General features: G+C 45.0%; 23 protein-coding genes. 12 read left to right on the top strand and 11 right to left on the bottom strand.

Going from position 1 to position 23,278, the window contains the following annotated elements:
- The first annotated feature begins 34 nt into the window (after window positions 1-34).
- The 4 genes from ABIX36_RS05475 (at window position 35) to ABIX36_RS05460 (ending at window position 3,252) form a co-directional block, all read left to right on the top strand.
- Window positions 35-415 carry a four helix bundle protein gene (locus ABIX36_RS05475; RefSeq protein WP_348081155.1) on the top strand — a complete coding sequence of 127 codons (381 nt, stop codon included), beginning with the start codon at window positions 35-37 and terminating at the stop codon, window positions 413-415.
- A gap of 22 nt (window positions 416-437) precedes the next feature.
- Window positions 438-1,568: an aminotransferase class III-fold pyridoxal phosphate-dependent enzyme gene (locus ABIX36_RS05470; RefSeq protein ID WP_348081154.1), complete on the top strand. Its 1,131-nt coding sequence runs from the start codon at window positions 438-440 to the stop codon at window positions 1,566-1,568.
- 68 nt (window positions 1,569-1,636) lie between these two features.
- Complete coding sequence (locus tag ABIX36_RS05465) at window positions 1,637-2,584, top strand: acetylornithine carbamoyltransferase (RefSeq protein ID WP_348081153.1); 948 nt, start codon at window positions 1,637-1,639, stop codon at window positions 2,582-2,584.
- Window positions 2,585-2,640: 56 nt separating this feature from the next.
- Window positions 2,641-3,252, top strand: coding sequence for an FMN-binding negative transcriptional regulator (locus ABIX36_RS05460; protein WP_348081152.1), 612 nt, complete (start codon window positions 2,641-2,643; stop codon window positions 3,250-3,252).
- Between the two features lie 172 nt (window positions 3,253-3,424).
- On the opposite strand, the gene ABIX36_RS05455 is transcribed toward ABIX36_RS05460, so the two are convergent.
- The 4 genes from ABIX36_RS05455 to ABIX36_RS05440 all read right to left on the bottom strand — a co-directional run bounded on the left by ABIX36_RS05455 (window position 3,425) and on the right by ABIX36_RS05440 (window position 8,771).
- The gene (locus tag ABIX36_RS05455) at window positions 3,425-4,669 is read right to left on the bottom strand and encodes a sodium:proton antiporter (protein WP_348081151.1); all 1,245 of its coding nucleotides are present in this window, start codon (window positions 4,667-4,669) and stop codon (window positions 3,425-3,427) included.
- A 47-nt stretch (window positions 4,670-4,716) separates the two neighbouring features.
- A complete protein-coding gene (locus tag ABIX36_RS05450; protein ID WP_348081150.1) occupies window positions 4,717-6,015 on the bottom strand; it encodes an NAD(P)/FAD-dependent oxidoreductase in 1,299 nt (432 codons plus the stop codon).
- Between the two features lie 180 nt (window positions 6,016-6,195).
- On the bottom strand, window positions 6,196-8,406 hold the full coding sequence (locus tag ABIX36_RS05445; protein WP_348081149.1) for a M56 family metallopeptidase: 2,211 nt from the start codon (window positions 8,404-8,406) through the stop codon (window positions 6,196-6,198).
- On the bottom strand, window positions 8,403-8,771 hold the full coding sequence (locus tag ABIX36_RS05440) for a BlaI/MecI/CopY family transcriptional regulator (RefSeq protein ID WP_348081148.1): 369 nt from the start codon (window positions 8,769-8,771) through the stop codon (window positions 8,403-8,405). Before ABIX36_RS05440 ends, ABIX36_RS05445 begins: the two co-directional genes overlap by 4 nt.
- A gap of 323 nt (window positions 8,772-9,094) precedes the next feature.
- On the opposite strand from ABIX36_RS05440, the gene argB reads away from it, so the two are divergent.
- Both argB and proC read left to right on the top strand, forming a co-directional pair.
- Window positions 9,095-9,886 (top strand): acetylglutamate kinase, encoded by a 792-nt coding sequence (argB, locus tag ABIX36_RS05435; protein WP_348081147.1) that lies wholly within the window; start codon window positions 9,095-9,097, stop codon window positions 9,884-9,886.
- A 1-nt stretch (window position 9,887) separates the two neighbouring features.
- Window positions 9,888-10,703 (top strand): pyrroline-5-carboxylate reductase, encoded by an 816-nt coding sequence (proC, locus tag ABIX36_RS05430; protein WP_348081146.1) that lies wholly within the window; start codon window positions 9,888-9,890, stop codon window positions 10,701-10,703.
- A 98-nt stretch (window positions 10,704-10,801) separates the two neighbouring features.
- Here proC and ABIX36_RS05425 read toward each other — a convergent pair whose 3' ends face one another.
- Window positions 10,802-12,256: an NADP-dependent isocitrate dehydrogenase gene (locus ABIX36_RS05425; protein WP_348081145.1), complete on the bottom strand. Its 1,455-nt coding sequence runs from the start codon at window positions 12,254-12,256 to the stop codon at window positions 10,802-10,804.
- 173 nt (window positions 12,257-12,429) lie between these two features.
- Here ABIX36_RS05425 and ABIX36_RS05420 point away from each other — a divergent pair, with 173 nt between their 5' ends.
- The 5 genes from ABIX36_RS05420 (at window position 12,430) to purE (ending at window position 16,372) form a co-directional block, all read left to right on the top strand.
- Window positions 12,430-13,569 carry a 5-(carboxyamino)imidazole ribonucleotide synthase gene (locus tag ABIX36_RS05420; protein WP_348081144.1) on the top strand — a complete coding sequence of 380 codons (1,140 nt, stop codon included), beginning with the start codon at window positions 12,430-12,432 and terminating at the stop codon, window positions 13,567-13,569.
- Window positions 13,570-13,761: 192 nt separating this feature from the next.
- Window positions 13,762-14,265: a hypothetical protein gene (locus tag ABIX36_RS05415; RefSeq protein WP_348081143.1), complete on the top strand. Its 504-nt coding sequence runs from the start codon at window positions 13,762-13,764 to the stop codon at window positions 14,263-14,265.
- A gap of 6 nt (window positions 14,266-14,271) precedes the next feature.
- Window positions 14,272-14,814 (top strand): hypothetical protein, encoded by a 543-nt coding sequence (locus ABIX36_RS05410; RefSeq protein ID WP_348081142.1) that lies wholly within the window; start codon window positions 14,272-14,274, stop codon window positions 14,812-14,814.
- Window positions 14,815-14,952: 138 nt separating this feature from the next.
- Window positions 14,953-15,792, top strand: a complete 840-nt coding sequence (locus ABIX36_RS05405; RefSeq protein WP_348081141.1) for a TlpA disulfide reductase family protein — start codon at window positions 14,953-14,955, stop codon at window positions 15,790-15,792.
- A gap of 88 nt (window positions 15,793-15,880) precedes the next feature.
- Window positions 15,881-16,372, top strand: a complete 492-nt coding sequence (gene purE / locus ABIX36_RS05400) for a 5-(carboxyamino)imidazole ribonucleotide mutase (protein WP_348081140.1) — start codon at window positions 15,881-15,883, stop codon at window positions 16,370-16,372.
- A 239-nt stretch (window positions 16,373-16,611) separates the two neighbouring features.
- On the opposite strand, the gene trxB is transcribed toward purE, so the two are convergent.
- From trxB to ABIX36_RS05375, 5 genes are all read right to left on the bottom strand, one after another.
- A complete protein-coding gene (trxB, locus tag ABIX36_RS05395; protein ID WP_348081139.1) occupies window positions 16,612-17,568 on the bottom strand; it encodes a thioredoxin-disulfide reductase in 957 nt (318 codons plus the stop codon).
- Between the two features lie 98 nt (window positions 17,569-17,666).
- Complete coding sequence (locus ABIX36_RS05390; RefSeq protein ID WP_348081138.1) at window positions 17,667-18,536, bottom strand: hypothetical protein; 870 nt, start codon at window positions 18,534-18,536, stop codon at window positions 17,667-17,669.
- A 37-nt stretch (window positions 18,537-18,573) separates the two neighbouring features.
- Window positions 18,574-19,749 (bottom strand): dipeptidase, encoded by a 1,176-nt coding sequence (locus tag ABIX36_RS05385; RefSeq protein WP_348081137.1) that lies wholly within the window; start codon window positions 19,747-19,749, stop codon window positions 18,574-18,576.
- 25 nt (window positions 19,750-19,774) lie between these two features.
- Window positions 19,775-20,131 carry a DUF3592 domain-containing protein gene (locus ABIX36_RS05380; protein ID WP_348081136.1) on the bottom strand — a complete coding sequence of 119 codons (357 nt, stop codon included), beginning with the start codon at window positions 20,129-20,131 and terminating at the stop codon, window positions 19,775-19,777.
- Between the two features lie 50 nt (window positions 20,132-20,181).
- Complete coding sequence (locus ABIX36_RS05375; RefSeq protein WP_348081135.1) at window positions 20,182-21,810, bottom strand: acyl-CoA carboxylase subunit beta; 1,629 nt, start codon at window positions 21,808-21,810, stop codon at window positions 20,182-20,184.
- 164 nt (window positions 21,811-21,974) lie between these two features.
- Between ABIX36_RS05375 and ABIX36_RS05370 the strand changes: the two genes are divergently transcribed.
- Window positions 21,975-22,574 carry a hypothetical protein gene (locus ABIX36_RS05370; RefSeq protein WP_348081134.1) on the top strand — a complete coding sequence of 200 codons (600 nt, stop codon included), beginning with the start codon at window positions 21,975-21,977 and terminating at the stop codon, window positions 22,572-22,574.
- A 118-nt stretch (window positions 22,575-22,692) separates the two neighbouring features.
- Here ABIX36_RS05370 and ABIX36_RS05365 read toward each other — a convergent pair whose 3' ends face one another.
- Window positions 22,693-23,277: a TIGR00730 family Rossman fold protein gene (locus tag ABIX36_RS05365; RefSeq protein WP_348081133.1), complete on the bottom strand. Its 585-nt coding sequence runs from the start codon at window positions 23,275-23,277 to the stop codon at window positions 22,693-22,695.
- Window position 23,278: the final 1 nt, after the last annotated feature.

Raw genomic sequence — 23,278 nt, 5'->3', positions numbered from 1 at the left:
AAGTTAAAGGTTGAAAGTATAAAGTTTTAAGAACGTGCAGGATTTTAAAGAGTTAATAATTTGGCAAAAGACGCACGCATTTGTACTGGGATTATATAAGTCCTTTACATATTTTCCTAAAGACGAAGCTTATAACCTTGTGAGCCAGCTTAGGCGGGCCGCAACATCAATTCCGACTAACATCGCCGAAGGAACTGGAAGATTCACCCAAAAAGACTTTGCAAGTTTCCTGCAAATTGCATTAGGTTCAACTCACGAAACTGGGTACTTAATTTTACTATCAAAGGATTTAGGGTTTTTGATCATGGAACAGTATAATGTTTATTCACAGCAGATTAATGAAATTAAAGCGATGCTCATTTCATTAATAAAGGAAAGTAAGAGATTGATTCAGTTTTTTACTTTAAACTTTTAACCTTAAACTTTCAACTTTTAAGATGAATTTATTCGACGTATATCCTATCAACCCAATCAATATTGTTAAAGGCCTGGGTAGCCTTGTGTATGACGACAAAGGCACCGAATATCTGGACCTTTACGGCGGCCATGCCGTTATTTCTATCGGTCACACCCATCCACATTATGTAAAGTGTTTGGAGGATCAGCTACACCAGATAGGCTTTTATTCCAACTCTATCGAAATACCTTTACAAAAACAATTGGCCGAAAAGCTGGGCAAAGTATCCGGCAAAGAAGATTATCAGCTGTTCCTTTGTAACTCCGGCGCGGAAGCAAACGAGAACGCCTTAAAACTGGCCTCGTTCTACAATGGCAAAAAGAAGATTATTGCCTTTAAAAATGCCTTCCACGGGCGTACCTCATTGGCTGTCGCCGTTACCGATAACCCGAAGATAGTTGCCCCGGTAAACGAAACCGATAACGTAATATTCCTGCCATGGGCTGATGAAGCTGCGTTGGAGCAGGCCTTTGTTAATAATGAGATTTCCTCTGTTATCATCGAAGGTATACAGGGCGTTGGCGGCATACAGGTTGCGCCGCTGCCATTCCTGCAAAAGATTCGCAGCCTTTGCGATGAGCATAACGCGGTATTTATTGCTGATAGCGTACAGTGCGGTTACGGACGGACAGGTAAATTCTTCTCGCACGATTTTGCGGGCATTGATGCCGACATCTATTCGATGGCTAAAGGCATGGGTAATGGCTTCCCGGTTGGTGGTATCATTATCTCGCCAAAAATAAAACCATGGTATGGCGAACTCGGCACTACCTTTGGTGGCAATCATTTGGCTTGCGCAGCTGCTTTAGCCGTTTTAGAAACCATTGAACAGGATAACCTGATGCAAAATGCAGCCGAATTAGGCGCTTACCTGATTGACGAGTTAAGGAAATTTGACAAGGTAAAGGAAGTGCGTGGCCGTGGATTGATGATAGGCATCGACCTGCCCGCCGAATTATCCAACGTGAAAAAAGACCTGCTGTTTAAGCACCAGATATTTACCGGCGAAGCTAAGCCAAACGTTGTGAGGCTTTTACCTGCGCTTAATTTAACAAAAACTTATGCCGACAGGTTCCTGGAAGCATTTGCAACAACATTGAAAAATTCATAATATAATAAGAACAACTCTTCCAAGTCCCTCTCCTTTGGAGAGGGTTAGGGTGAGGCAAAAACGAGGCCATGAAATTATTTACTTCTGTTAATGACGTTAGCGATGTGCAACAACTGGTTGCCGAAGCATTGCAGCTGAAACAAAACCCTTTTGTCCATAAGCAGCTGGGTGAGAATAAAACCCTGTGCCTCGTTTTTTTAAACCCAAGTCTGCGTACCCGTATCAGCACCCAAAAGGCTGGTCAGAACTTGGGCATGAATGTTATTGTGCTTAACATTGATAAAGAAGGCTGGGCGCTGGAGTTGCAGGACGGCGTGATCATGAACGGCACTACCGTTGAGCATATCCGCGAAGCTGCCGGCGTTATGGGCGAGTATTCGGATATCATCGGCGTACGCTCCTTCCCCGGGTTGAAAAACCGCGAGGAAGATTATAGCGAGATGATCTTCAACAAGTTTGTGGAGTTTTGTAAAGTACCGGTAGTGAGCCTGGAATCGGCAACACGCCACCCTTTGCAAAGTCTGGCCGATTTAGTAACCATTGAAGAACTAAAAACAAACGCCCGCCCCAAGGTAGTATTAACCTGGGCACCGCATATAAAGCCCCTACCGCAGGCTGTACCCAATTCTTTTGCCGAATGGATGTGCAAGGGTGATGTAGATTTTGTGATCGCTCAGCCGGCGGGATACGAGCTTTCCGGGGAATTCACCAATGGCGCTACTATTACCCACAACCAGGAAGAAGCGCTGAAGGATGCTGATTTTATTTACGTGAAGAATTGGTCGGCCTACGAGCCTTATGGCAAAATTCTGCCGGGTAATGAAGATTGGATGCTCACGCTGGATAAACTAAAAGAAGCGCCAAACGCTAAAATAATGCATTGCCTGCCCGTACGCCGTGATTTGGAGCTGTCATCCGAAATATTGGACAGCGATAGATCCGTAGTGATCCACGAAGCCGGCAACCGTGTTTGGGCGGCACAAGCCGTGCTGAAACAGATGCTTGAAGCGCTGTAATAAAGCCTCCTTCTTTCTCTCTTGTCTCTTGGTTTTTAACTCTTGACTCTACTCCCATGTACACCCCAAAATACTTCCAAATAACTGACCATAAAGAGATTGTTTCCTTTATGCAGAAGTACAGCTTCGCAACAATTGTTACGAATATGGATGGTGTACCACAAGCCACACACCTGCCTTTTTTGATAGAGCAGCGGGATGATAAACTGGTTTTAGTTTCTCATTTTGCCAAGGCAAACCTACAATCCGAAGTAGTTTTTAACGATACTTCGCTGGTAATATTCACCGAACCGCATGCCTATATCTCCCCATCCAATTACGAAAAGGAACTAAACGTACCCACCTGGAATTACCTTGCGGTGCACGCTTATGGCAAAGCTACTCTGATAGAGGACAAAGCCGAAGTAGGCAAACTGCTGGAAAAAATGATCGGCTTTTACGAGGCCAACTACTTAAAGAAATGGGCGCAACTGCCTGATGATTACAAGTTTAAGATGATGAATGGGATTGTCGGGTTCGAAATTGTCGTTGAAGACATCCAGGGTAAAAAGAAGCTGAGTCAAAATAGAACTGAGGTAGAAAGGGAGAATATTATTAAGTCGTTCAGCAATTCTGCAGATCAGAACGAGAAGGATATTGCGGGATATATGGCTGGGTTGAAGGATTAATCCCCCGCTGTGCCGATTGTCCCCAACCGTCATTTGCGAGGAACGAAGCAACCTCCCGATAGGTAAGTAGGTGACATGCGCGGCGGACTTGTCCTGTTTAGAGATTGGTTCGTACCTCGCAACGACGATGTGGGAAAGGAAGTGATGCTCTACTATTAACACCTCCGGTCGCCTAATCCTTGCTTCTATAGGACGCATTGATCACCCTGTTCAGCGTAAGCCCCTGCACGATGATGGAGAATATCACAATGAAATAACTTCCCGAAAGGATAAAATGGCGATAGGGAGATACAGGCAGGGCCAGTGCTAAGGCAATAGTAATACCACCCCTCACTCCTGCCCAGGTGAGTATATTCACATTACTATAACTTACATTTAATGAGCGTCTTAGAAAAGTTAGCGGAAGCGCTATACTCAGCCATCGGGCGATCAGGAGCAGCGCTATACCGACAGCGCCAGTGAGGTAATAATTTTTGATATAAGGCAAATTAACCATCTGCAGCCCTATCATTACGATGAGCATGGTGTTTAGCATTTCATCTATCAGGTTCCAAAAACTTTCCAGCGCTTCGTGCGAGTGTTCTTTGTTATCGGCGTTGATAGATCTGCCGCCGGCTAATAACCCAGCTGTAACCACGGATAAGGGAATGGAGAGATGCAGCATCTCCGCAACCACGGAATTGATCATCACCAATGCAAGCGACACCAATACGATGGTTTGGAAATCCTTGATGGATAGCATTAACCGATGGGCCAAAAATCCCGTTACAGCCCCCAGCGCAAGGCCGCCGAATACCTCTTGTACAAATATCATCACCGCCTTGGCAAAATCTATGTTTTCTGGCCCGGTACGGGTTATCTCCAATAAAGTAATAAACAAAACAAGCCCTATCCCGTCGTTAAATAAAGATTCCCCTGATATGATCGTCTCCAGGCTCGATGGCAGCTTAGAGCCCTTTATAATGGCCCCTACAGCCACGGGGTCGGTTGGGGACACCAGCGCGCCAAACAATAAACAATAAACGTACGGGATCTTTATATCAATAAAACCGACCACATAATAAAGCAGCGTGCCAAATATGGCCGTGGAAAGCATAACACCCAAAGTACTTAATATGAGCACCGGGCGCATCTCTCGCTTAAGCTTACGTACATTCAAATTGAACGCGCTGGCAAACAGCAGGAAACCCAGCATAATATTCAATACCGTTGTAGAGAAATTGATGTTTTTGGCAAGCAGCGTAAGGTATCGCGCTATTTTAGGGTCGAGGTTATCAACGGCAATGGTTAATATGGAGCCGATTATCGCCAGCGCCATAATACCAATGGTGCCCGGTAGTTTTAAAAACCGGGCGTTAATGTATGAGTAAAGCGCGCTTACTATTACCAGCAGCGCAATAATGAGAAACAAGTGCATATTTTGTGGTTAAATGCTACAACCACAGGAATGCTTAAATAGTTTTACTATTTCGCCACAGGGTCGGTCATCATGGTGTTGGTGTCGAATGAATGGATAACCAGCCTGTTATCGCTGTTGCGGGTAAGGTAATTAACGGCCCAGTTAAAAAACACGATGGACTTATTGCTAAACCCGGCCAGCGAGAGCAGATGTACAAACATCCACAGGATCCAGGCAAAAAAACCCTGGAAGTGCCAATGCTTCAGATCCGCCACCGCTTTGTTGCGCCCAATGGTAGCCATCGTCCCCAGGTCTTTGTATTCAAACGGCGTTGTAGGTTTGTTATTTATGATACATAACAAATTATTGGACAGTTGTTTACCCTGCTGCAATGCAACCTGCGCTACACCGGGAAAGCCGTTTGGATTAGCCTCGCTTACCACGGAAGAAACATCGCCTATGGCAAATACATTTTCGTAGCCTTTTACCCGGTTTATCTCATCAGTTTGAATGCGTCCCCCTTTGGCAATAGCTTCCGGCAATAAGCCCTCGGGCATTTCGCCGCGTACGCCGGCTGCCCAAAATACATTGCGGGTTTTTATATCCACGCCGTTGTCTATCTTCAGGATATCACCGTTATAACTTGATACGTGTACGCCGTTATAAATAAAAATACCCATATCCGTCAGGAATTTCCCGGCTTTGGCAGATGCTTGTTCGGACATAGCGCCTAGCACTCTATCCTTCCCTTCTACCAAATAAACCTTCATATCTTCTTTGCAAAGCCCCGGGTAATCCTTACAGAGGATGTACTTCCGCAGTTCGGCAATAGCACCGGAAAGCTCCACCCCTGTTGGCCCGCCGCCTACCACCACAAAGGTTAGCAGCGCTTCTCGTTCCACTTCGTCAACAGTTACCAAAGCCTTTTCCAGGTTTTGAATAATGAGGCTGCGCACATTGAGCGCCTCCGCAATATTTTTCATGGGGAGCGTATAATGCTCCAGCTCTTTATTACCGAAATAGTTGGTATTTGCCCCGGTGGCTATCACCAGGTAATCGTAATGAATATCGCCTATGTTCGCCGTTACAATTCTCGCCTCGGTATCTATCTTCTGCACCTCCGCCAAATGGAAGGTAAAATTCTTTTGTCTGCTGAAGATCCTCCTGATGGGAAAGCCTATGGAGTCGCCCTCCAGGGCACCCGTGGCTACCTGGTAAAGTAGTGGCTGAAAAGTATGATAGTTGTGTTTATCGAGCAGTAAAACCTCAACCGGCGCGTTTTTTAAATTCTTGGCCAGTTGTACGCCTGCAAAACCGCCTCCAATAATTAATACGCGGGGTTTTGCCTGATGTTTTTTATCCATAGCTATGTATAAGGGCGGCAAATTACTCATTAAACCGCCGGTTTGTGTTTAGCTTAACAGGATAAATTAAATATGTGTTTTGAATGGCAGTATTTTTTAACAGACTATTTTTGATGTCCAATAACAAAGCCGTAAAGAGTAAACTTTACGGCTTCATATTTCTGCTACAACTGTACAACCTTATATTTTTTCGTAATACTTATAAAAATAATCGGGGTTTTTAATACCGTAGTCTTTCATGTTGCTACTTAAAGCTACCCAATCGTTAACCGTGTACTCTTTTGCGCCGGTTTTTACTTCGTGCACAAAGCGCAGCCATACATGGTCGCCGGCAGCGATACTCTTTATAGCCGGTGCCGATGGTTTTAGGTTGAATTTTATTTTATATCCATTTGCTACTTCCACTACGGCGCTTTTCCAATTGCCGTTTGGATATTTCTGTACACCGGTTACTTTTCCATCGGTAAAACGAACGCGGTTGGCTTCGTACAGGAACGCGTAATCCGCTGCTTTCTCCTTTTCAGCCTGGTAAATGACTTTTCCGTCTTTGGTAACCGTTTCCGGTGAAATGATCAGTGGAGAATCGTTACCGTACAAACACATATTAACTTTAATTTGTATTTCGTCTCCCGGTTTCACTAAGCCTTCTATGGCGTGATACTTTCCTCCTGTTTGCAAAACATACTCATCATTGCCCTGTGTTACTTTAAAGCCGCGTAGCTCACCGGCAAACATATTATGATAGGTGGTATCTACTGTTCCAGTTACTTTAAAAATGAGGGCCTTGTCTGATACTTTTTTAGAAGCTGCCCGGTCTTGTTTTCCTTTATCAGAGTTTCTATAATCTTCAAAAGCCTTACGATTGTTAGCCTCCGGAAGTAAACGTTTGCCATTTCGCCATACTTTTTGGCGATATTTATTAAGGCCGATGGTTGTATCGCCGGTTCTGTTTAAAAAACCAAAATATTTGGCATAGGCGCTGATATCCCGATCTGTTTTACGGCTGTAACCCTTGGTTTCGCCCGCAGTCCAGGTGTAAATTTTATGCGTTTTTACATAGTCCTCCACCTTGCTTATTTCCTGCTCGGTAAAAACTTTCCCGTCAGCGATAAATACGATCGGTTCATCGGTTTTAAGGTCGGTGGTTACCCATCCGCCGGATGGTAAACGCACCATGCATTTATCAAAGCCGCTCCCATCCTCTTTTTTAAGCCTTAACCTCGCATAAAACTGGTTATTGGGCACTGTCGCCTTTCTCGCAAGATTTTCCCGCTCGATGGCGGTTTGATAGGTGATCTCGTGGTTTTTGGTGCTGATAATAACCAGGCCGTCCTTTATCTTCTCGCCATATTTTTCAAATTCGCGTTTCACAACGGGTGGGTTAACAGTGCTTATGCTCAATACACATTTTGCGCCTATTTTATAAAGCATATCATCGCTGTATTCTTTTCCGTCGATAATTACCAGCGGGTGTTTACCCAATGAGCTCAGGTCGTCTACAACGCTCAGTTTCTCGTCGGACCGCAGGTTGGCAAATGCCAGGCAGCTTATCAGCACTACGGGCAAAAAAAGCACGTAAATTATCTTTTTCATATTTGAGGTTGGTTTGTTAAATAACATTGCGATACGCTTTTTAAGCGGTACTTTACTAAAACTGTGGAACAGGTAACTTTGCCCGGACACGGCAAGTTTAAACAGCAGTTGCGCGTACATACCCTTTTCGTCTTCACCAGCGGCGATCCGGTCCACTTCAAATTCGTGGTTCTCTTCTATCGAACGAATATACAGGTATGCGAAAGGGTTAAACCATATAACTATTTGTACTATGCGCGCTATTATCCTGTCGGCCGAATGCATGAGCTTCACGTGCAGCATTTCGTGGGTGATGATCTGCTTTATCTCTTCGGGTTGCAATTCTTCATCATTAATAAATATTACGTTGAGAAAGGAACTGTTGCCCTGTTTTTTAGTGCCCTTAAGTACTTTTACATGGCCTATCTGCATCAGCTTTTTATTTCCCATGCGCAGGAAGAATGCCGCCAGAGTAAACAGCAGGTGGGCCACAGAGATTACCGCGATAGTTATATAAAATATTTGCAGCGTGCTCATCCAATCGAACGGCGGGGCGGAATTGGTAACGTTTACAATTTGTTGCGGCTGTGGTATTGTTTGGATGTTCTGCACATACATTACGGGCTCCATCATAGGCGAAGGTGCCACTGTATCAACCGTAAAAGTTAACGCGGGTATGATGAAGCTCAGCAACAGGGTTATCAGTAAATACCACCGGTTTAGGGTGAAAAATGTTAACCTCCTTAAAAACAGGAAGTAGAATGCGTAGAAAATACCGGTACATGCCGATACCTGCAACAGGTAGGTTATTGCTTTCATTTTTTGGTGTTTTTATCAATCATTTCCTGAATTTTTTTGATGTCCGCATCGCTCAGCTTTTGCTCTTTCACCATAAAGGATAAAAGGCTCTCCGCTGAATTATCGAAATACCCGGTGAACATTTTTTTGAATGATTCCTTCCGGTACTCCGCTTTGCTGATAGCCGGAAAGTATTCATACGTTTTGCCATAGGCCTTGTAATCCACATACCCCTTCTTCTCCAGCAGCCTTACTACCGACGAGATGGTGTTGTAAGGCGGCTTCGGTTCATCCGGCAGGGCATCAATAATATCCTTTACAAAAGCCTTCTTTAGCTTCCATAAAATTTGCATTACGCGTTCTTCTGTACGGGTTAACTCTTCCATAAACCAAATGTATAACTTAGTTTTCAGTTTTACAACTATATTTTAAGTTACATAATTGATTTTGCAGTTTTAAAATATAAATAATTGATAATGAATATTATAAAAAACAATTGCATTGATGGTATTTATTATAACTTCTTGTAGAGACGCAATATTCTGCCTCTCTCATAGGGTTAGGTATTGATTTGCATAGGTGATTTGCATCAAGGAGACGCAAAATATTGCGTCTCTACGTTATCACCCTCGCTATCTCGTATACTCAACACCCCTTCCCTATCCCCCAAAAAATCCCTATTATTGCCATCGAACTTATATATTATACCATGCGAGCCCTGCACATCATAAAAATTGGCGGCAACGTTATTGATAACTCGGAGAACCTGCACCGTTTCCTGAAGGATTTTACGGCTTTAAAAGGCTGCAAGATCCTGGTTCACGGCGGCGGAAAAGTGGCCACCCAAATATCAGAAAGCATGGGTATTGAAGCGCAAATGGTTGACGGGCGGCGCATAACCGACATAGACACGCTACGCATTGTTACCATGGTGTATGCGGGTCTAATCAATAAAAACATTGTAGCGCAATTGCAACGATATGGCACCAACGCCATAGGGCTTACCGGTGCCGACGGTGATTTTATCCGTGCCAAAAAACGACCGGTTAAAACGATAGACTATGGTTTTGTAGGCGATCTATTTGAAGGCTCCATCAACCCGGATAATCTCAGTAAATTGCTCGATAGTGGGTTCACCCCTGTTTTTTGCGCTTTAACCCACGATGGCGAAGGGCAAATGCTCAACACCAATGCCGATACCATTGCCTCGGCACTGGCGGTAGCGCTATCCGGAACGTATGAAACTACCCTGATTTATTGCTTTGAAAAGAAAGGTGTGCTGATGGATATTAACGATGAGGATTCGCTGATAAGAGAGATAGACCCGGCACGCTACGACAAATTAAAAATAGAAAAGGTGATCCACAGCGGTATGCTGCCCAAGCTCGATAATGCTTTTACAGCCATCTCCTGCGGGGTTAAAGCGGTTATTATCGGTCATTCGGACGACTTGGGGCAAATGGAAAATAAAAAGGGATTTGGCACACGTTTAAGCAAATAAAATGAACACACAACAACATATTGCCATATTAGGCAGCGGAAACATTGGTTTAGCCCTGGCTAAAGGATTGGTAAAAGCGGGCATATTTACCCCGCAGCAAATTACTTTAACACGCCGCAACACCGCAGCCCTGGCCGTTTTGGCAGCCGAGGGATATAACGTAACTGCCAATAACGCAGACGCGGTTAGCAAGGCCGATATTATGGTTTTAGCAATTCTGCCACAACAGTTAAATAAATTACTGGACGAGATACAGCCCGCTACCAAAGAAAGCAAACACTTGTTAATATCGGTAGTATCAGGGGTAAGCTGTGCGGACATCCGCAAACAGCTTGCTTTAGATGTACAGGTGATCCGTGCAATGCCGAACACCGCTATTGCCATTGGCCAAAGCATGACCTGTATTGCTACCGATACCGCTTCGGATGCGAATGTCAGCCTCGTAAAATCGTTGTTTGACACTGTTGGCGTTACTATCCAGATCAACGAAGAGCTAATGACCTCTGCTACCGCGCTTTGCGCCTGTGGCATTGCCTTCTTTCTTCGTTCTATCCGCGCGGCATCGCAGGGTGGTACCGAGATTGGCTTCCACGCACATGACGCGCTTAAAATGGCGGCGCAAACTGCTAAAGGTGCTGCCGACCTGCTATTACAGCTTGCATCGCACCCCGAACAGGAAATTGATAAAGTAACCTCGCCAAAAGGCTGTACTATAGCCGGGCTCAACGAAATGGAGCATAACGGTTTTAGCTCGGCCATGATAAAGGGTATTAAAGTATCCGCTGAAAAAGCGGGAGTGCTTTATAAGAGTGAATAGAGCCGAGAAACAAGAATCAAGAGACAAGAAAGAATAGATTTTTTTTCCTATCTTGATTCTTGTCTCTTATCTCTTGATTCTTAAATCTTGATTCTAAACTATTGTCCTTGCGCCAAAGTATAACCAATCTTACCGTCAAATTTCATCAGAAACTCTACCGAGCACACTTTAAAATCTTCGGACAGGTCCGCCGCGATGTGCAGGATCTCTTTTTGGGTAATGGTTGTACCATCCTTCTTTTCGAAACGCATCCGGTACTCATTCACCAGCTCGGTAAAAATAGAACCGGTTGGCCATACCTGCGTACCCCGGTTAGAGATCATCACCAATTGAAAATTATCGGTTGATTTGCGTTTTGCCAGTTCGGCCAGTTCGGTAGGTTGCGCTTTCGATTCAACAAACACGTCCACACCAACCATCTCTTCCTGCACATTGGTGCTCACGGTTAATTTGTTTTTCAGCGGATGATCGTGGTTAGCTTTCACCTCAAAATCCGGCTGAGCAATCACAACGCCTTTTTGCGGCAATTGGCCCAGGTTGGCTATAATGGCATCGGCGAATGTATTGGTATCGGCAGATGGTGTAGAGCGGTCGCCAAAATCGCCTGTATGGATACCTTGCTCCAAAGTATATAATAAGGCATTCTCGATACTTGCAGCTGCCGTTGTAGCGCCTAAATAGCGTAGCATCAATATACCCGACAACAACAACGCCGTAGGGTTAGCAACACCCCGCCCTGCAATATCCGGCGCGGTGCCATGTACCGCCTCAAAAATGGAGATATTATCGCCAATATTAGCAGACGGCGCAAAACCAAGCCCGCCAACTAAACCCGCGCAAAGATCGGATACGATATCGCCCTGCAGGTTGGTTAAAACGATAGCCTGGAACATTTCCGGGCGCGAAACCAGTTTCATACAAAGGTCATCTACAATAATATCTGATGATTCAATATCCGGGTATTCCTTAGCTATTTCCTGGAAAGTTTCGAGGAAAAGGCCATCCGTTAGTTTCATAATGTTTGCCTTGTGGCCACAAGCTAACTTGGTATAACCCTTACGGCGTGCCATTTCAAAAGCATAACGGATCACCTGGGCAGAGCCCGGGCGGGTAATAATACGGCGGCCAACAGCTACATCGCTGGTTAGCAAGTGCTCAATGCCTCCGTAGGTATCTTCAATATTTTCGCGAACGATGGTCAAGTTAATAGGAATGCCTGCTTTAGAGAAAACAGTATCTACCCCGTTCAACGAGCGGAAATCGCGCTGGTTTGCATAGGTGTTCCACACTTTACGGGCGGTTACGTTGATGCTTTTTACGCCTTTACCTTTTGGCGTTTCCATTGGGCCTTTAAATAATAAGCCCAGGCGTTCGATAGTTTCCTTGGCGGCGGCGGTCATCCCGGTGGAGTGCCCTGCGTCGAAGTATGATTTACCCATTTCTACATACTCATATTCGAGCTGTACGTTTGCGGCATCAAATATCCTCAGCACGGCGGCCATTATCTCGGGCCCTATACCGTCGCCTTTTGCAACTGCTATTTTGGTTTTCATAGAAAAGTATATATTATTAAAAAACGGCGCAAAGGTAGGGTTTTTAAGGCTATTACCTACGTATGCATAGCTTATTGTTACGCTCCGAACGCCATTACTAATACAAACAAATTGCTATATTGTGATACGCTTACATCCCTTTTTAAAACATTTAGGCTAAATTTGCGCAAACTATGAAAGCATTCTACGGCGATTTACGATTAGGAATTTTAGGCGGTGGCCAGCTTGGCCGCATGCTGATACAGCAGGCAATCAATTACAATGTTACCGTTAAGGTTTTAGACCCCGACCGCGAAGCACCCTGCCGCAAGCTGTGCAATGAGTTTGTAATTGGTTCATTGAGTGATTATGAAACTGTTTACAACTTCGGCAAAAAGGTAGATCTGCTTACCATAGAGATAGAAAAGGTTAATGTAGATGCACTGGAGCAGTTGGAGAAAGAAGGCGTTGCTGTTTACCCGCAATCGCGCATTATCCGCTTGATCCAGGATAAGGGCTTGCAAAAGCAGTTCTTTAAAGAGAATGAGATCCCCACTGCCGAGTTCCAGATCATCGCGTCGGCACAGCAATTAAAAGAAAGCCATATACCGTTCCCCTATATTCAAAAACTCCGCAGGGATGGTTACGATGGCAAAGGAGTTTATAAAGTATTAGACGAAAGCTATCTTGCCGGCGCTTTTACCGAGCCGAGCCTGGTAGAACGCATGATAGATTTTGAAAAGGAAATTGGCGTAATAGTTGCCCGCACCGAAAACGGCGAAGTAAAAACCTTCCCGCTGGTAGAGATGGAGTTTAACCCCGAAGCCAACCTGGTAGAGTTTTTAATATCGCCATCTACCCTGCCATTTGAAGTGCAGCAGGAAGCCGAAAGCATAGCCAAAAAAATTGCCGAGACCCTGAATATTGTGGGGCTGCTTGCCGTGGAAATGTTTCTTGATAAACACGGCAAAATATTGGTGAACGAACTGGCACCCCGCCCGCATAACAGCGGCCACCAAAGTATAGAAGGCAATGTAGTGTCGCAGTTTGAGCAGCATCTGCGCGCCATATTTAACCAGCCGCTGGGCGATACCGCCTGCCTGAGCAATGCCATTATGGTAAATATTTTGGGCGAAGCTGGTTATGAAGGGCCTGCTGTTTACCAGGGAATAGAGAAAATATTAAAATGCCCCGGCGTATACGTGCACCTTTACGGTAAAGCCTTAACCAAGCCTTTCCGCAAAATGGGGCATGTTACTATTATTGATAACGACCGGGAAAAAGCCATAGAGAAAGCGAGATTTGTGCAGGAAACTTTGAAGGTAATTGCATAGCTTTAGCTATGATGAAAAAAGGCTCTCCTAACCCTATCACTTTTACTCTGTTCCATCACTGCCTTTTGCCAGCTTAAATACAAGCAGGACCTGAAGGGTATCGCGCAAATAAATTTCCCGGATACGCCAAAAATAAAAGCGCTTGCTGCCGGGGTTGCAGTTTATGTTTTTAATGACGATGGCGTTATTTATATGGCACAAGTATCCCCTATTAAACAAAGCGTTAAGGAGATGCTGACCGACAATTCCGTTGACTCCATCTACAGCTATTTTATTACCGGAAGTTTAAAAGGCACCAAGGGAAAATTGCTTTATAAAAAAAAAGCAAGCATCCGCCAGCTTGATGGTATTGAATTTTCTTACCAGGCAGAGATCTCAGGCCAAACCCTCATCGCCTACAACCAAGCCGTTTTTTTGAACGACACCCTGTTAAACTATGTGATACTTTCTCCCGAGCCAATGAAAAAGGACGATAAAAAGATCCGTTCGTTTTTCGATAGTTTTAAGTTAAAGATAAGTGCAGACGATATCCGGCAGGACGGCAGTTCGGCCCTGGCTTATGAAAGTGGTAGGGTACTTGCGAAAATAATATTTGTGGTTATTTTATTGCTGATAGGTGGTGGTATTGTGTTTTTGATTAGAAAGTTAGTGTACAGAAAACGCAAAAAGGAATGGAGCGAGGATGACTTTAAATAATTGGAGATGATAAAAAAACTTAGATCGATCTTATTTCTGTGCGCGTTAGTAGCTGCCAATGCGGCTTTAGGCCAAGCACCTGTTAAACAAAGCCTTTCCGGCATCGCCACTATTGATTTTTCGGCCGCTCCGGAGGTTGCTGACATAGCCAACGGCACGGGCAAACTCTATAAACTGACTAAGCCTACCCAAAACTATATTGTTGTTACCATTAATATTGATACCACGCAGGTTGCCATTAAAAACAGTCAGGATCTCGACCTGTTTTACTCGGGCGTGGTGGAAGGCGCAGCAGATTCCACCCAAAACCGTAAGCTGGTTTATACCAAACAGATCACTGTAGGAAAATACAAAGCGGTTGAGTTTAAATACCTCGATGCTTCTACGTCCAGAAAATTCACCGTTTATCAACGGATCATTTACCTCGACCAGGTGCTTTTCATGTATAACTTTACCGTTTACGATGATACTTTGCCGGGAATGAGCGCCGAACGCGAGAAGTTCTTAAACTCCTTTGCGGTTACCAAACAAACCGCACGGCAACCTTAGTTGGACGAGCTCACATTGGCTTGTGTAATTCGTCACGCAGGTGGTACGTTTCGTCCCACTTAGTTAGCCAATTGCCATTTGTTATTTAAAATTGAGCAGATTAACGCTTTACCAACCTTTTCATAAATAACAAACCCAATGGCACCATCAAAATATTTTTGGCTCAGCACTTTCTTCATGGCTATGCTTCCGTTGGTAGTAATGGACATCCCTAAACACTATGTGGATTGGACGCGCGAGGTTCATGACGAAATGATCTCCGCCGTACAAAACACCTATACCTTTTCCCGCGCGCAAAAAGCAACCGTGCTGGATAATATACTGGCCGCCAACAATAGCCTGATGGCGCAGATGTATCTCAAAAGCTTTGCGGGTATTATACTGTTGTTTCTCGCCATCTATTTCTGGAGAAAGTATAAAAAGCAAGGTAACGCCAAGTTTTGGAAGCCAGCCGTCATCGCCGTGCTGATATTCATCAGTACCATAGGCCTAAAACTATATTCATGGACGAGCTTTAGCGGGGATAACAGGATAGCGCTATTGGAGCTAAACCTTTCAGACACTTCGTTACAGCAAATCTATAACGCCAATTTTAAGGGCAAAGTAGTGTATGTCGATTTTTGGGGTACTACCTGCGTCCCATGCCTGGAAGAATTTAGGAATTTCACCAAACCGCTAAAAGAAAAATACCACAACCGCAAGGATATTGCCTACCTGTATGTATGCGGGGGTAATAAGCTGATATGGAAACAGCAAGTAAAAAAGTACGATGTAGCCGGTACCCATATTTTTCTGAACAGTAAGGAATATGAGGCTCTATTTAAACAAGCCGTTACCGGCGATAAAGACACCACCGTGCAAATGCCACGGTATTTGATCATAGATAAAACCGGTAAAATAGCAGAAACCAACGCCCCGCGGCCAAGCGATGCCACGGCTATTTACAACAAGATCGATAAGTATTTAAGCTTTAAATAAAATTTAGCATTTTTGGGCTTTATTAATATTGAATAAACAACGACATTCTACTGCTATGGACTATGATCTATAGACTATTGACTAAATTATGAGCCAAGCAAAAATAGCCATCATCATGGGCAGCAAATCCGATCTGAATATTATGCAGGATGCTGCGGATGTTTTAAAGGAACTGGGTGTAGAATATGAGATGACCGTTGTATCGGCCCACCGCACGCCCGACCGTATGTTTAGCTACGCCCGTGCCGCTGCCGACCGTGGTATTAAAGTAATTATAGCCGGTGCAGGTGGTGCAGCACATTTGCCGGGTATGGTGGCGTCATTAACTCACCTGCCTGTAATTGGCGTGCCTGTAAAATCGAGCAATTCTATCGATGGCTGGGATTCTATCCTTAGCATCCTGCAAATGCCAAACGGCATCCCTGTTGCCACTGTAGCGCTTAATGCTGCTAAGAACGCCGGAATATTGGCCGCACAGATATTATCTACAGCTGATGAATATATCGTTGCCAACCTCAAAGCCTTTAAAGAAGACCTGGCCAAGAAGGTGGAGGAGTCGGCGAAGAGTATGGAGGGATAGGTTTAAGTTAAAAATCGAAAGTAGATTGTAAAAAACATCACCACACCGTCATTGCGAGGAAGGAAGCAATCTCCCGACAGAAATGTCGGCGAATTGCAAGGCAGTCATGCATAGTTTAGAGATTGCTTCGTACATTATGACGCTGTGGTAAGGAGACAAGATCGACTATCTCGATATAAAACAAATAAAGGCGCCTACCCGGAAAGCGCCTTTATTATATCTAAAAATTCTATTAGCAGTTACGCCGTTACCACGTGCTCTTTTGCAGCAAGGTAACGCTCTGCATCAATAGCGGCCATACAGCCCGTACCTGCAGCAGTTACTGCCTGGCGGTAGATGTGGTCTTGAGCGTCGCCGCAGCAGAACACGCCTTCTACATTGGTTTCTGTAGAACCGGGGCGGGTTAAAATATAACCTGTCTCATCCATATGGATCACACCCCTAAAAATATCTGTATTGGGCTTATGGCCTATGGCGACAAAGAAACCGGTTACATCTAAAACAGTGGTTTCGTTGGTTACATTATTGCAAACCTTTACGCCGTTAACGCTTTGGCCATCGCCTAAGATCTCGGTGGTATCAGTATTGTAAAGTATCTCGATGTTGGCTGTATTCAACACGCGGTGAACCATTGCTTTTGAAGCGCGGAACTCGTCGCGGCGAACTATCATGTAAACCTTGCGGGCTAATTTAGCCAGGTAGGTAGCTTCTTCGGCAGCGGTATCCCCCGCCCCAACGATAGCTACGTCCTCTCCTTTAAAAAAGAACCCGTCGCATACCGCGCATGCGGAAACACCAAAGCCACTATATTTTTGTTCCGACTCCAGGCCCAGCCATTTGGCAGAGGCACCGGTAGAGATAATAACCGTATCGGCCAGTATGGTTCTGCTTTCATCAACTACCACCTTGTGCGGTAATGACGAAAAATCAACCGAACTTACGTAGCCAAAGCGGATATCGGTACCCAAACGTTCAGCCTGTTTACGAAAATCTTCCATCATCTCCGGGCCCATGATGCCATCAGGGTAACCTGGAAAGTTCTCTACATCGGTAGTTTGGGTGAGTTGGCCACCAGCCAGCATACCTGTGTACATTACAGGTTTAAGGTCGGCGCGCGAAGCGTAAATAGCGGCTGTGTAGCCCGCCGGGCCCGAACCTATGATCAAACATTTAACGTGTTCAGTATCTTGTGACATTTTATTTTCTTTCTGAAATTATGATGCGAATTTACGGTTTAAAACGGTGCAGGGCAATAGGTATTAGTCAGCATATTGCCATTGTTATTGGTGCCAAATTAGTTGGGAAACCTTGGGTCGTCGTCGGAATAACGATACATAAGTATTACATTTATTTTTTGCTCAACCGGCTGGCTTTTCAGTTTGGCCGGTGACCAACGTGGCCCGCTTACAAGAGCGTCTATTATTGCGTTCTTTAATGGCAGGTCATCGGTCTCCGCTGTGGCGTTATTTATTCTGCCATCAGTACCAACCGTAAACGAGATAGGCACAAACCCTTTAATAACCGGGAAACCAGCTTTTTTTAACTGTTTAAATATGCGGTAGGTAACATTAAAACCCGGATCGGCACTTTGCATCCTGTCAGCAACATCGTAAGTGTCTGATTTTACCCTTCGCCCCCGCTTGTAATAATCATTAAAATGAACGGTGCTGTCCGGATAATAATTATACCAGTCGCCTTCTTTTACCCCTTTCACATATACCCCTTTATGAAAAATACTTCCACTCTCATAAAAAGCCTCATCTTCGCCATCTAAGGTATCGGCCGTAAAGGTTTGCATCTGGTGTTTCCGGCCGTTATCAAAAAAATCTACCCACACACCTTCCCTGCGCCCATTAGCATAATATCCAGCTGTTTTAACACCCAGGGTAGTATCAATAAAAGAACCCTTACCCTGCATAATATATTTGCGGTATAGGGTATGATAATACACAGCCTTTCCATGCATCATGGTCAGTTCTTCGTCTAAGTAGGTTGCTTTTAGCTTAGCTACCTTTTTCATATCGTATGTTATGGCAAACCACGACGAATCGGGAAGGTGTTGGTAAAGAATATAGGATACAGCCCTGGTAGAATCTTTAGTGGCCTCGCCAAATTTATTGATGAAGCGCTTATGCACCTGGCCTTGGGCACCTATCAAAGTCATGAGAAAAAAAACGATTAACAATATTCTCTTCATCACCCTACTTGCCCTTATTAGCCTTCAATACCCTGATAAAGTTGCCACCCAATATCTTCTCGATATCTTTTTTAGAATACCCTATTTTAACCAGTTCGGCAGTGATCTTATAATAATCGGTAACGCTATCCAGTCCTAAAGGGTAAGATTCGGCGCCATCGAAATCTGAACCGATACCTACGTGGTCTGCACCCATCATTTTCACCATATAGTCGATGTGCTTAATGAGCATGCTTAACGGCGGGCGCAGCTGGTCGGCCTCGCCTTTATTCAGTTCGTTCAGGCGGATGCTGGCGAGGTCGTAATCTTTATAGATCACCCGCAGGGAATCAAATTGCGGCTTGTGCCGGGCCATAAAGGCGGCGTGTTTGCTCTCGTAGGTACTATCTATAAAACCGCTGTAGAAGTTAATGAACACCACTCCTCCGTTATCAGCAATGGCTTTCAGTTGGTAGTCCTTCAGGTTGCGGCGGTGCGGGTTTAATGCATATACGCAGCTGTGCGATGCGATAACCGGCTTGGTGGTTATAGCCATCACATCTTTAAAGGTTTGCTCGCCGGGGTGTGAGAGATCTATCATTACCCCCGCGTCGTTCAGTTTATGTATAATTTGCTTACCCAGTTCGGTTAGGCCTTTGTGTTGCAGCGTATCGCCATGCAGGGTTTCATCACGTGCCGAGGTTGCCCAGCTGGTGCTGTTGTTCCAGGTGAGGGTGAGGTAGCACATACCGCGTTTCACCAGGCTATCTATATAATCAAGCCTGTCCTCTATCATGTGGCCGCCTTCTACGCCAACCATGGCAGCCAATTTCTTTTGCTTAACGGCCTTTTTTAGTTCTTTAGCATTGGTAACCAGCATCATTTTATCCGGGTTGCGGTTGATGAGCGCCTGCAGCGAATCTATCTCCCGGTTAGCGTAGGCATAGGCGGTACCATTTCCATATTGGTCGCCACACCAGATGGAGAAAACCTGTACATCCAGCCCCCCGGTTTTGGCGCGTACCAAGTCGAAATTACCGGTAGTTTGCAGTTTACCGGCATCGTTGCCGGTGATGAGTTCGTTAGAGATGATATCGTTATGGGTATCAATTAAGATAGCTTTCCGGTGGATCTTCTCCACATCCTGCGCCGAAAGTTTTAATGCAGATAACAGCAAAAGAGGCAGAAATATTTTTTTCATGTTTGGAAGATAGGGAAAAAAGTAGTTATTGCAAAAAGGCGATCAACAATATCACTCCTACTAACGTGATGGCATACCCTACAAAATCACCCCAAAAGCTGTCTACTATAAAATTGTCTTTCTCTGTAGAATCGTATAAAATGAATATGCTATCACCTTCACTATAAGGACAGGGACTATATCCCAAAGCACTACGATGGGTTACAACTTCATTATCAAGCGTAGTATACTGAAACACAGGGTGCCACAACCGCTTGTTTTCGCTGCTATAACTCACCTCCAGCGCTATAATGGTGCCCTGCACCTTAATGCCTCTGTTTCTTAATTGGCGCCGTAACCATATCTTAGTAAGTCCGGCGCCAATAACAAATACAGCGAGCATCGCCATTATTATTTTAATATCATTTGCTCCCGACTGGAGTACAATGCCTATCATGTTTGTATTATCCCTACATTAAAAGCTTTCTCTATCGGCGCATGGTTAGCAGCTTCTATTCCCATAGATATCACTTTACGCGTTTCAAGCGGATCGATAATCCCGTCTACCCACAGCCTGGCGGCAGCGTAGTATGGTGTGGTTTGGGCGTTGTAGCGGTCTGTAGTTTGTTTTAGCAGTTCTGCTTCTTTTACATCGTCCACTTCTTCACCTTTTGCTTTGAGGCCTGCTGCCTGCATCTGCACCAAAACTTTGGCAGCTTGTGCGCCACCCATTACTGCTATTTTGGCTGATGGCCAGGCGTATATGAGTCTTGGGTCGTAAGCCTTGCCGCACATGGCATAGTTGCCCGCTCCGTAGGAGTTGCCTATCACGATAGTGAATTTGGGCACAACAGAATTGGCAACGGCGTTCACCATTTTAGCGCCGTCTTTTATAATGCCGCCGTGTTCGCTGCGGCTGCCTACCATAAAACCGGTAACGTCCTGTAAAAAAACCAGCGGGATCTTCTTTTGGTTGCAGTTCATGATAAAGCGCGTGGCTTTATCGGCACTATCGGAATAGATAACGCCGCCAAACTGCATTTCCCCTTTTTTCGATTTGATCACCTTACGCTGATTGGCTATAATGCCAACAGCCCAGCCGTCCACCCGGCCAAGCCCGCAAATAATGGATTGGCCGTAACCCGCTTTGTATTCTTCAAATTCCGAATCATCAATCAGTCGGAAGATGATCTCGCGCATATCATAAGCCTTCTCGCGGTTATCAGGCAAAATCCCGTAAATATCTTTTTCATTTAATTTTGGCGGCGCGGGTTTGATCCGGTCGAAGCCGGCCTTATTATAATCGCCTATCTTGTTCATGATGTTGCGGATAGAATCGAGACAGGCCTTATCGTTTGGATGCTTATAATCGGTTACACCGCTTATCTCGCACTGGGTAGTTGCCCCGCCAAGTGTTTCGTTATCCACATCCTCGCCAATAGCCGATTTTACCAAATATGATCCCGCCAGGAAAACCGAGCCAGTGCCTTCTACGATCATCGCTTCATCGCTCATGATGGGCAGGTACGCGCCGCCAGCCACGCAGGAACCCATGATAGCTGCTATCTGGATGATACCCATACTGCTCATCTGCGCGTTGTTGCGGAAAATGCGCCCAAAATGCTCCTTATCCGGGAAGATCTCGTCCTGCAAAGGCAAATACACCCCCGCCGAATCTACCAGGTAGATAATAGGCAGCCTGTTCTCTATCGCTATTTCCTGCGCACGCAGGTTCTTTTTAGCCGTAATAGGGAACCATGCACCAGCCTTTACCGTAGCATCGTTAGCCACAACAACGCATTGCCTGCCGCTTACATAGCCAATGACGCATACCACGCCGCCACTTGGACAGCCGCCATGCTCGGCATACATATCATCGGCTGTAAAAGCGCCAACCTCCAGCCAGGGTTTATCGTCGTCCAGCAGGTAGGCAACACGCTCGCGGGCAAGCATTTTGCCTTTTTCTTTTTGTTTAGCTGCTGCCTTTTCGCCGCCACCCATGAATATTTTTTTTAGCTTAGTGTTAAATTCGTAAACGAGTTGTTTGTTAACATCCTCATTCTTATTAAATTCCAGATCCATACGTATTTATAATAGGTGATGTAATTTTAGGAAAATAAACGGAAATTCTATGCGTGCATAATAAATTGATTTGCATCAACAAAATTTACCGCAAAAAATCGAAGTTTTTAATGTTCTCGTGTTTAACAGATAAGTATCTACTTTTGCTAACGTTATAAATGAATATGAAGAAAATAGCGCTTCTGGTGTTTTTTGTGACTGGCTTTGCTGTTCAGTCCTACGCTCAATACGTTTTCGATATCAAAGGAAAAACCATGAAATATGCCCGCGGCTATGAAAAAGCGGCGAGAGGCATCCCCGTTGAAACCACCGAGACCTACATCGACGGACCCGGTGTTGGACAGCCCCTAATATTCCGCCGACAGGAAAAGTTATTGCCCAACCTGCTGGTATATTATTTCCCCAACGTAAAAGATTCTACCATCAATTACATTTTATATGAATGGGACGACACGAATTTTGCCAAAAATCGCCAAACGGTGAAGCAACCTTTAACCGCCCTCCAACCCTATATCGACAAGTATCAAACCATTAAAAAGCAGGCTGAAGCATTTTTTGGCAAAGCCGAAACAAGTGGCTCGGTAAATGATGTTGCCTTGATAGAAACCGGGCGGTTTAAACGGAAAGATAATTTTGTGAAGGACGGCGTATATGTTGAGATGTACATCGTACTATCCAACAAGCAGGAAACCAACGGCATCGTCAGCATTATGCCAACTCACAGGGTAAGGATGTTTGTGAAGACGGAAACTGCGGAAAATTAATTCCATCGTAGAGACGCAATATTTTGCGTCTCCCACAGGACGGGTAACGGATTTGCAACCGCACGAAATGCCCGATTTGCATGCGCAAGACGCAAAATATTGCGTCTCTACATAGCATTTACGTCAAATTCCTGTCCCTAAACCAAACCTCATCAGGTTTTATTTCGATCTTATCCATCAGGTTGATCAGTTCGATCGGGTCGGCAGAACTAATAACCAATTTGCGGTTGGTGGGTTTCAGGTAGCGCTGCTCAACCATTACATCCATCTGTGCCAGCAGGTTATCATAAAAGCCGCCCGTGTTTAGTATCCCAACCGGGTGGTTATGTAAGCCTAATTGCAGCCAGGTAAGTACCTCAAAAAACTCTTCCAGTGTACCAAAACCGCCGGGGAGCATAATGATGGCATCGCAAAGATCGTTCATTAGCTGCTTGCGTTGGTGCATGTTTTCCACAATGTGCAATTGGGTAATGCCGGTATGCCCTACTTCCTTATCCATCAAAAACTGTGGGATAACACCGGTAACTTTACCGCCCCTGCTCAATATCGCATCGGCTAAAATTCCCATTACGCCTACCTTGCCGCCACCGTAGATCAGTTCGATATCGCGGCCGACCATAATTTCGGCCAGTTGTTCAACTGATTGCTTTAAAACCGGGTCGCCGTTAAAGTTGGCGCCACAGAAGACACAGATTGCTTTCATG

Source organism: Mucilaginibacter sp., assembly GCF_039925265.1.
GTDB lineage: Bacteria > Bacteroidota > Bacteroidia > Sphingobacteriales > Sphingobacteriaceae > Mucilaginibacter.
This window is presented reverse-complemented; position numbering and strand designations above follow the sequence as displayed.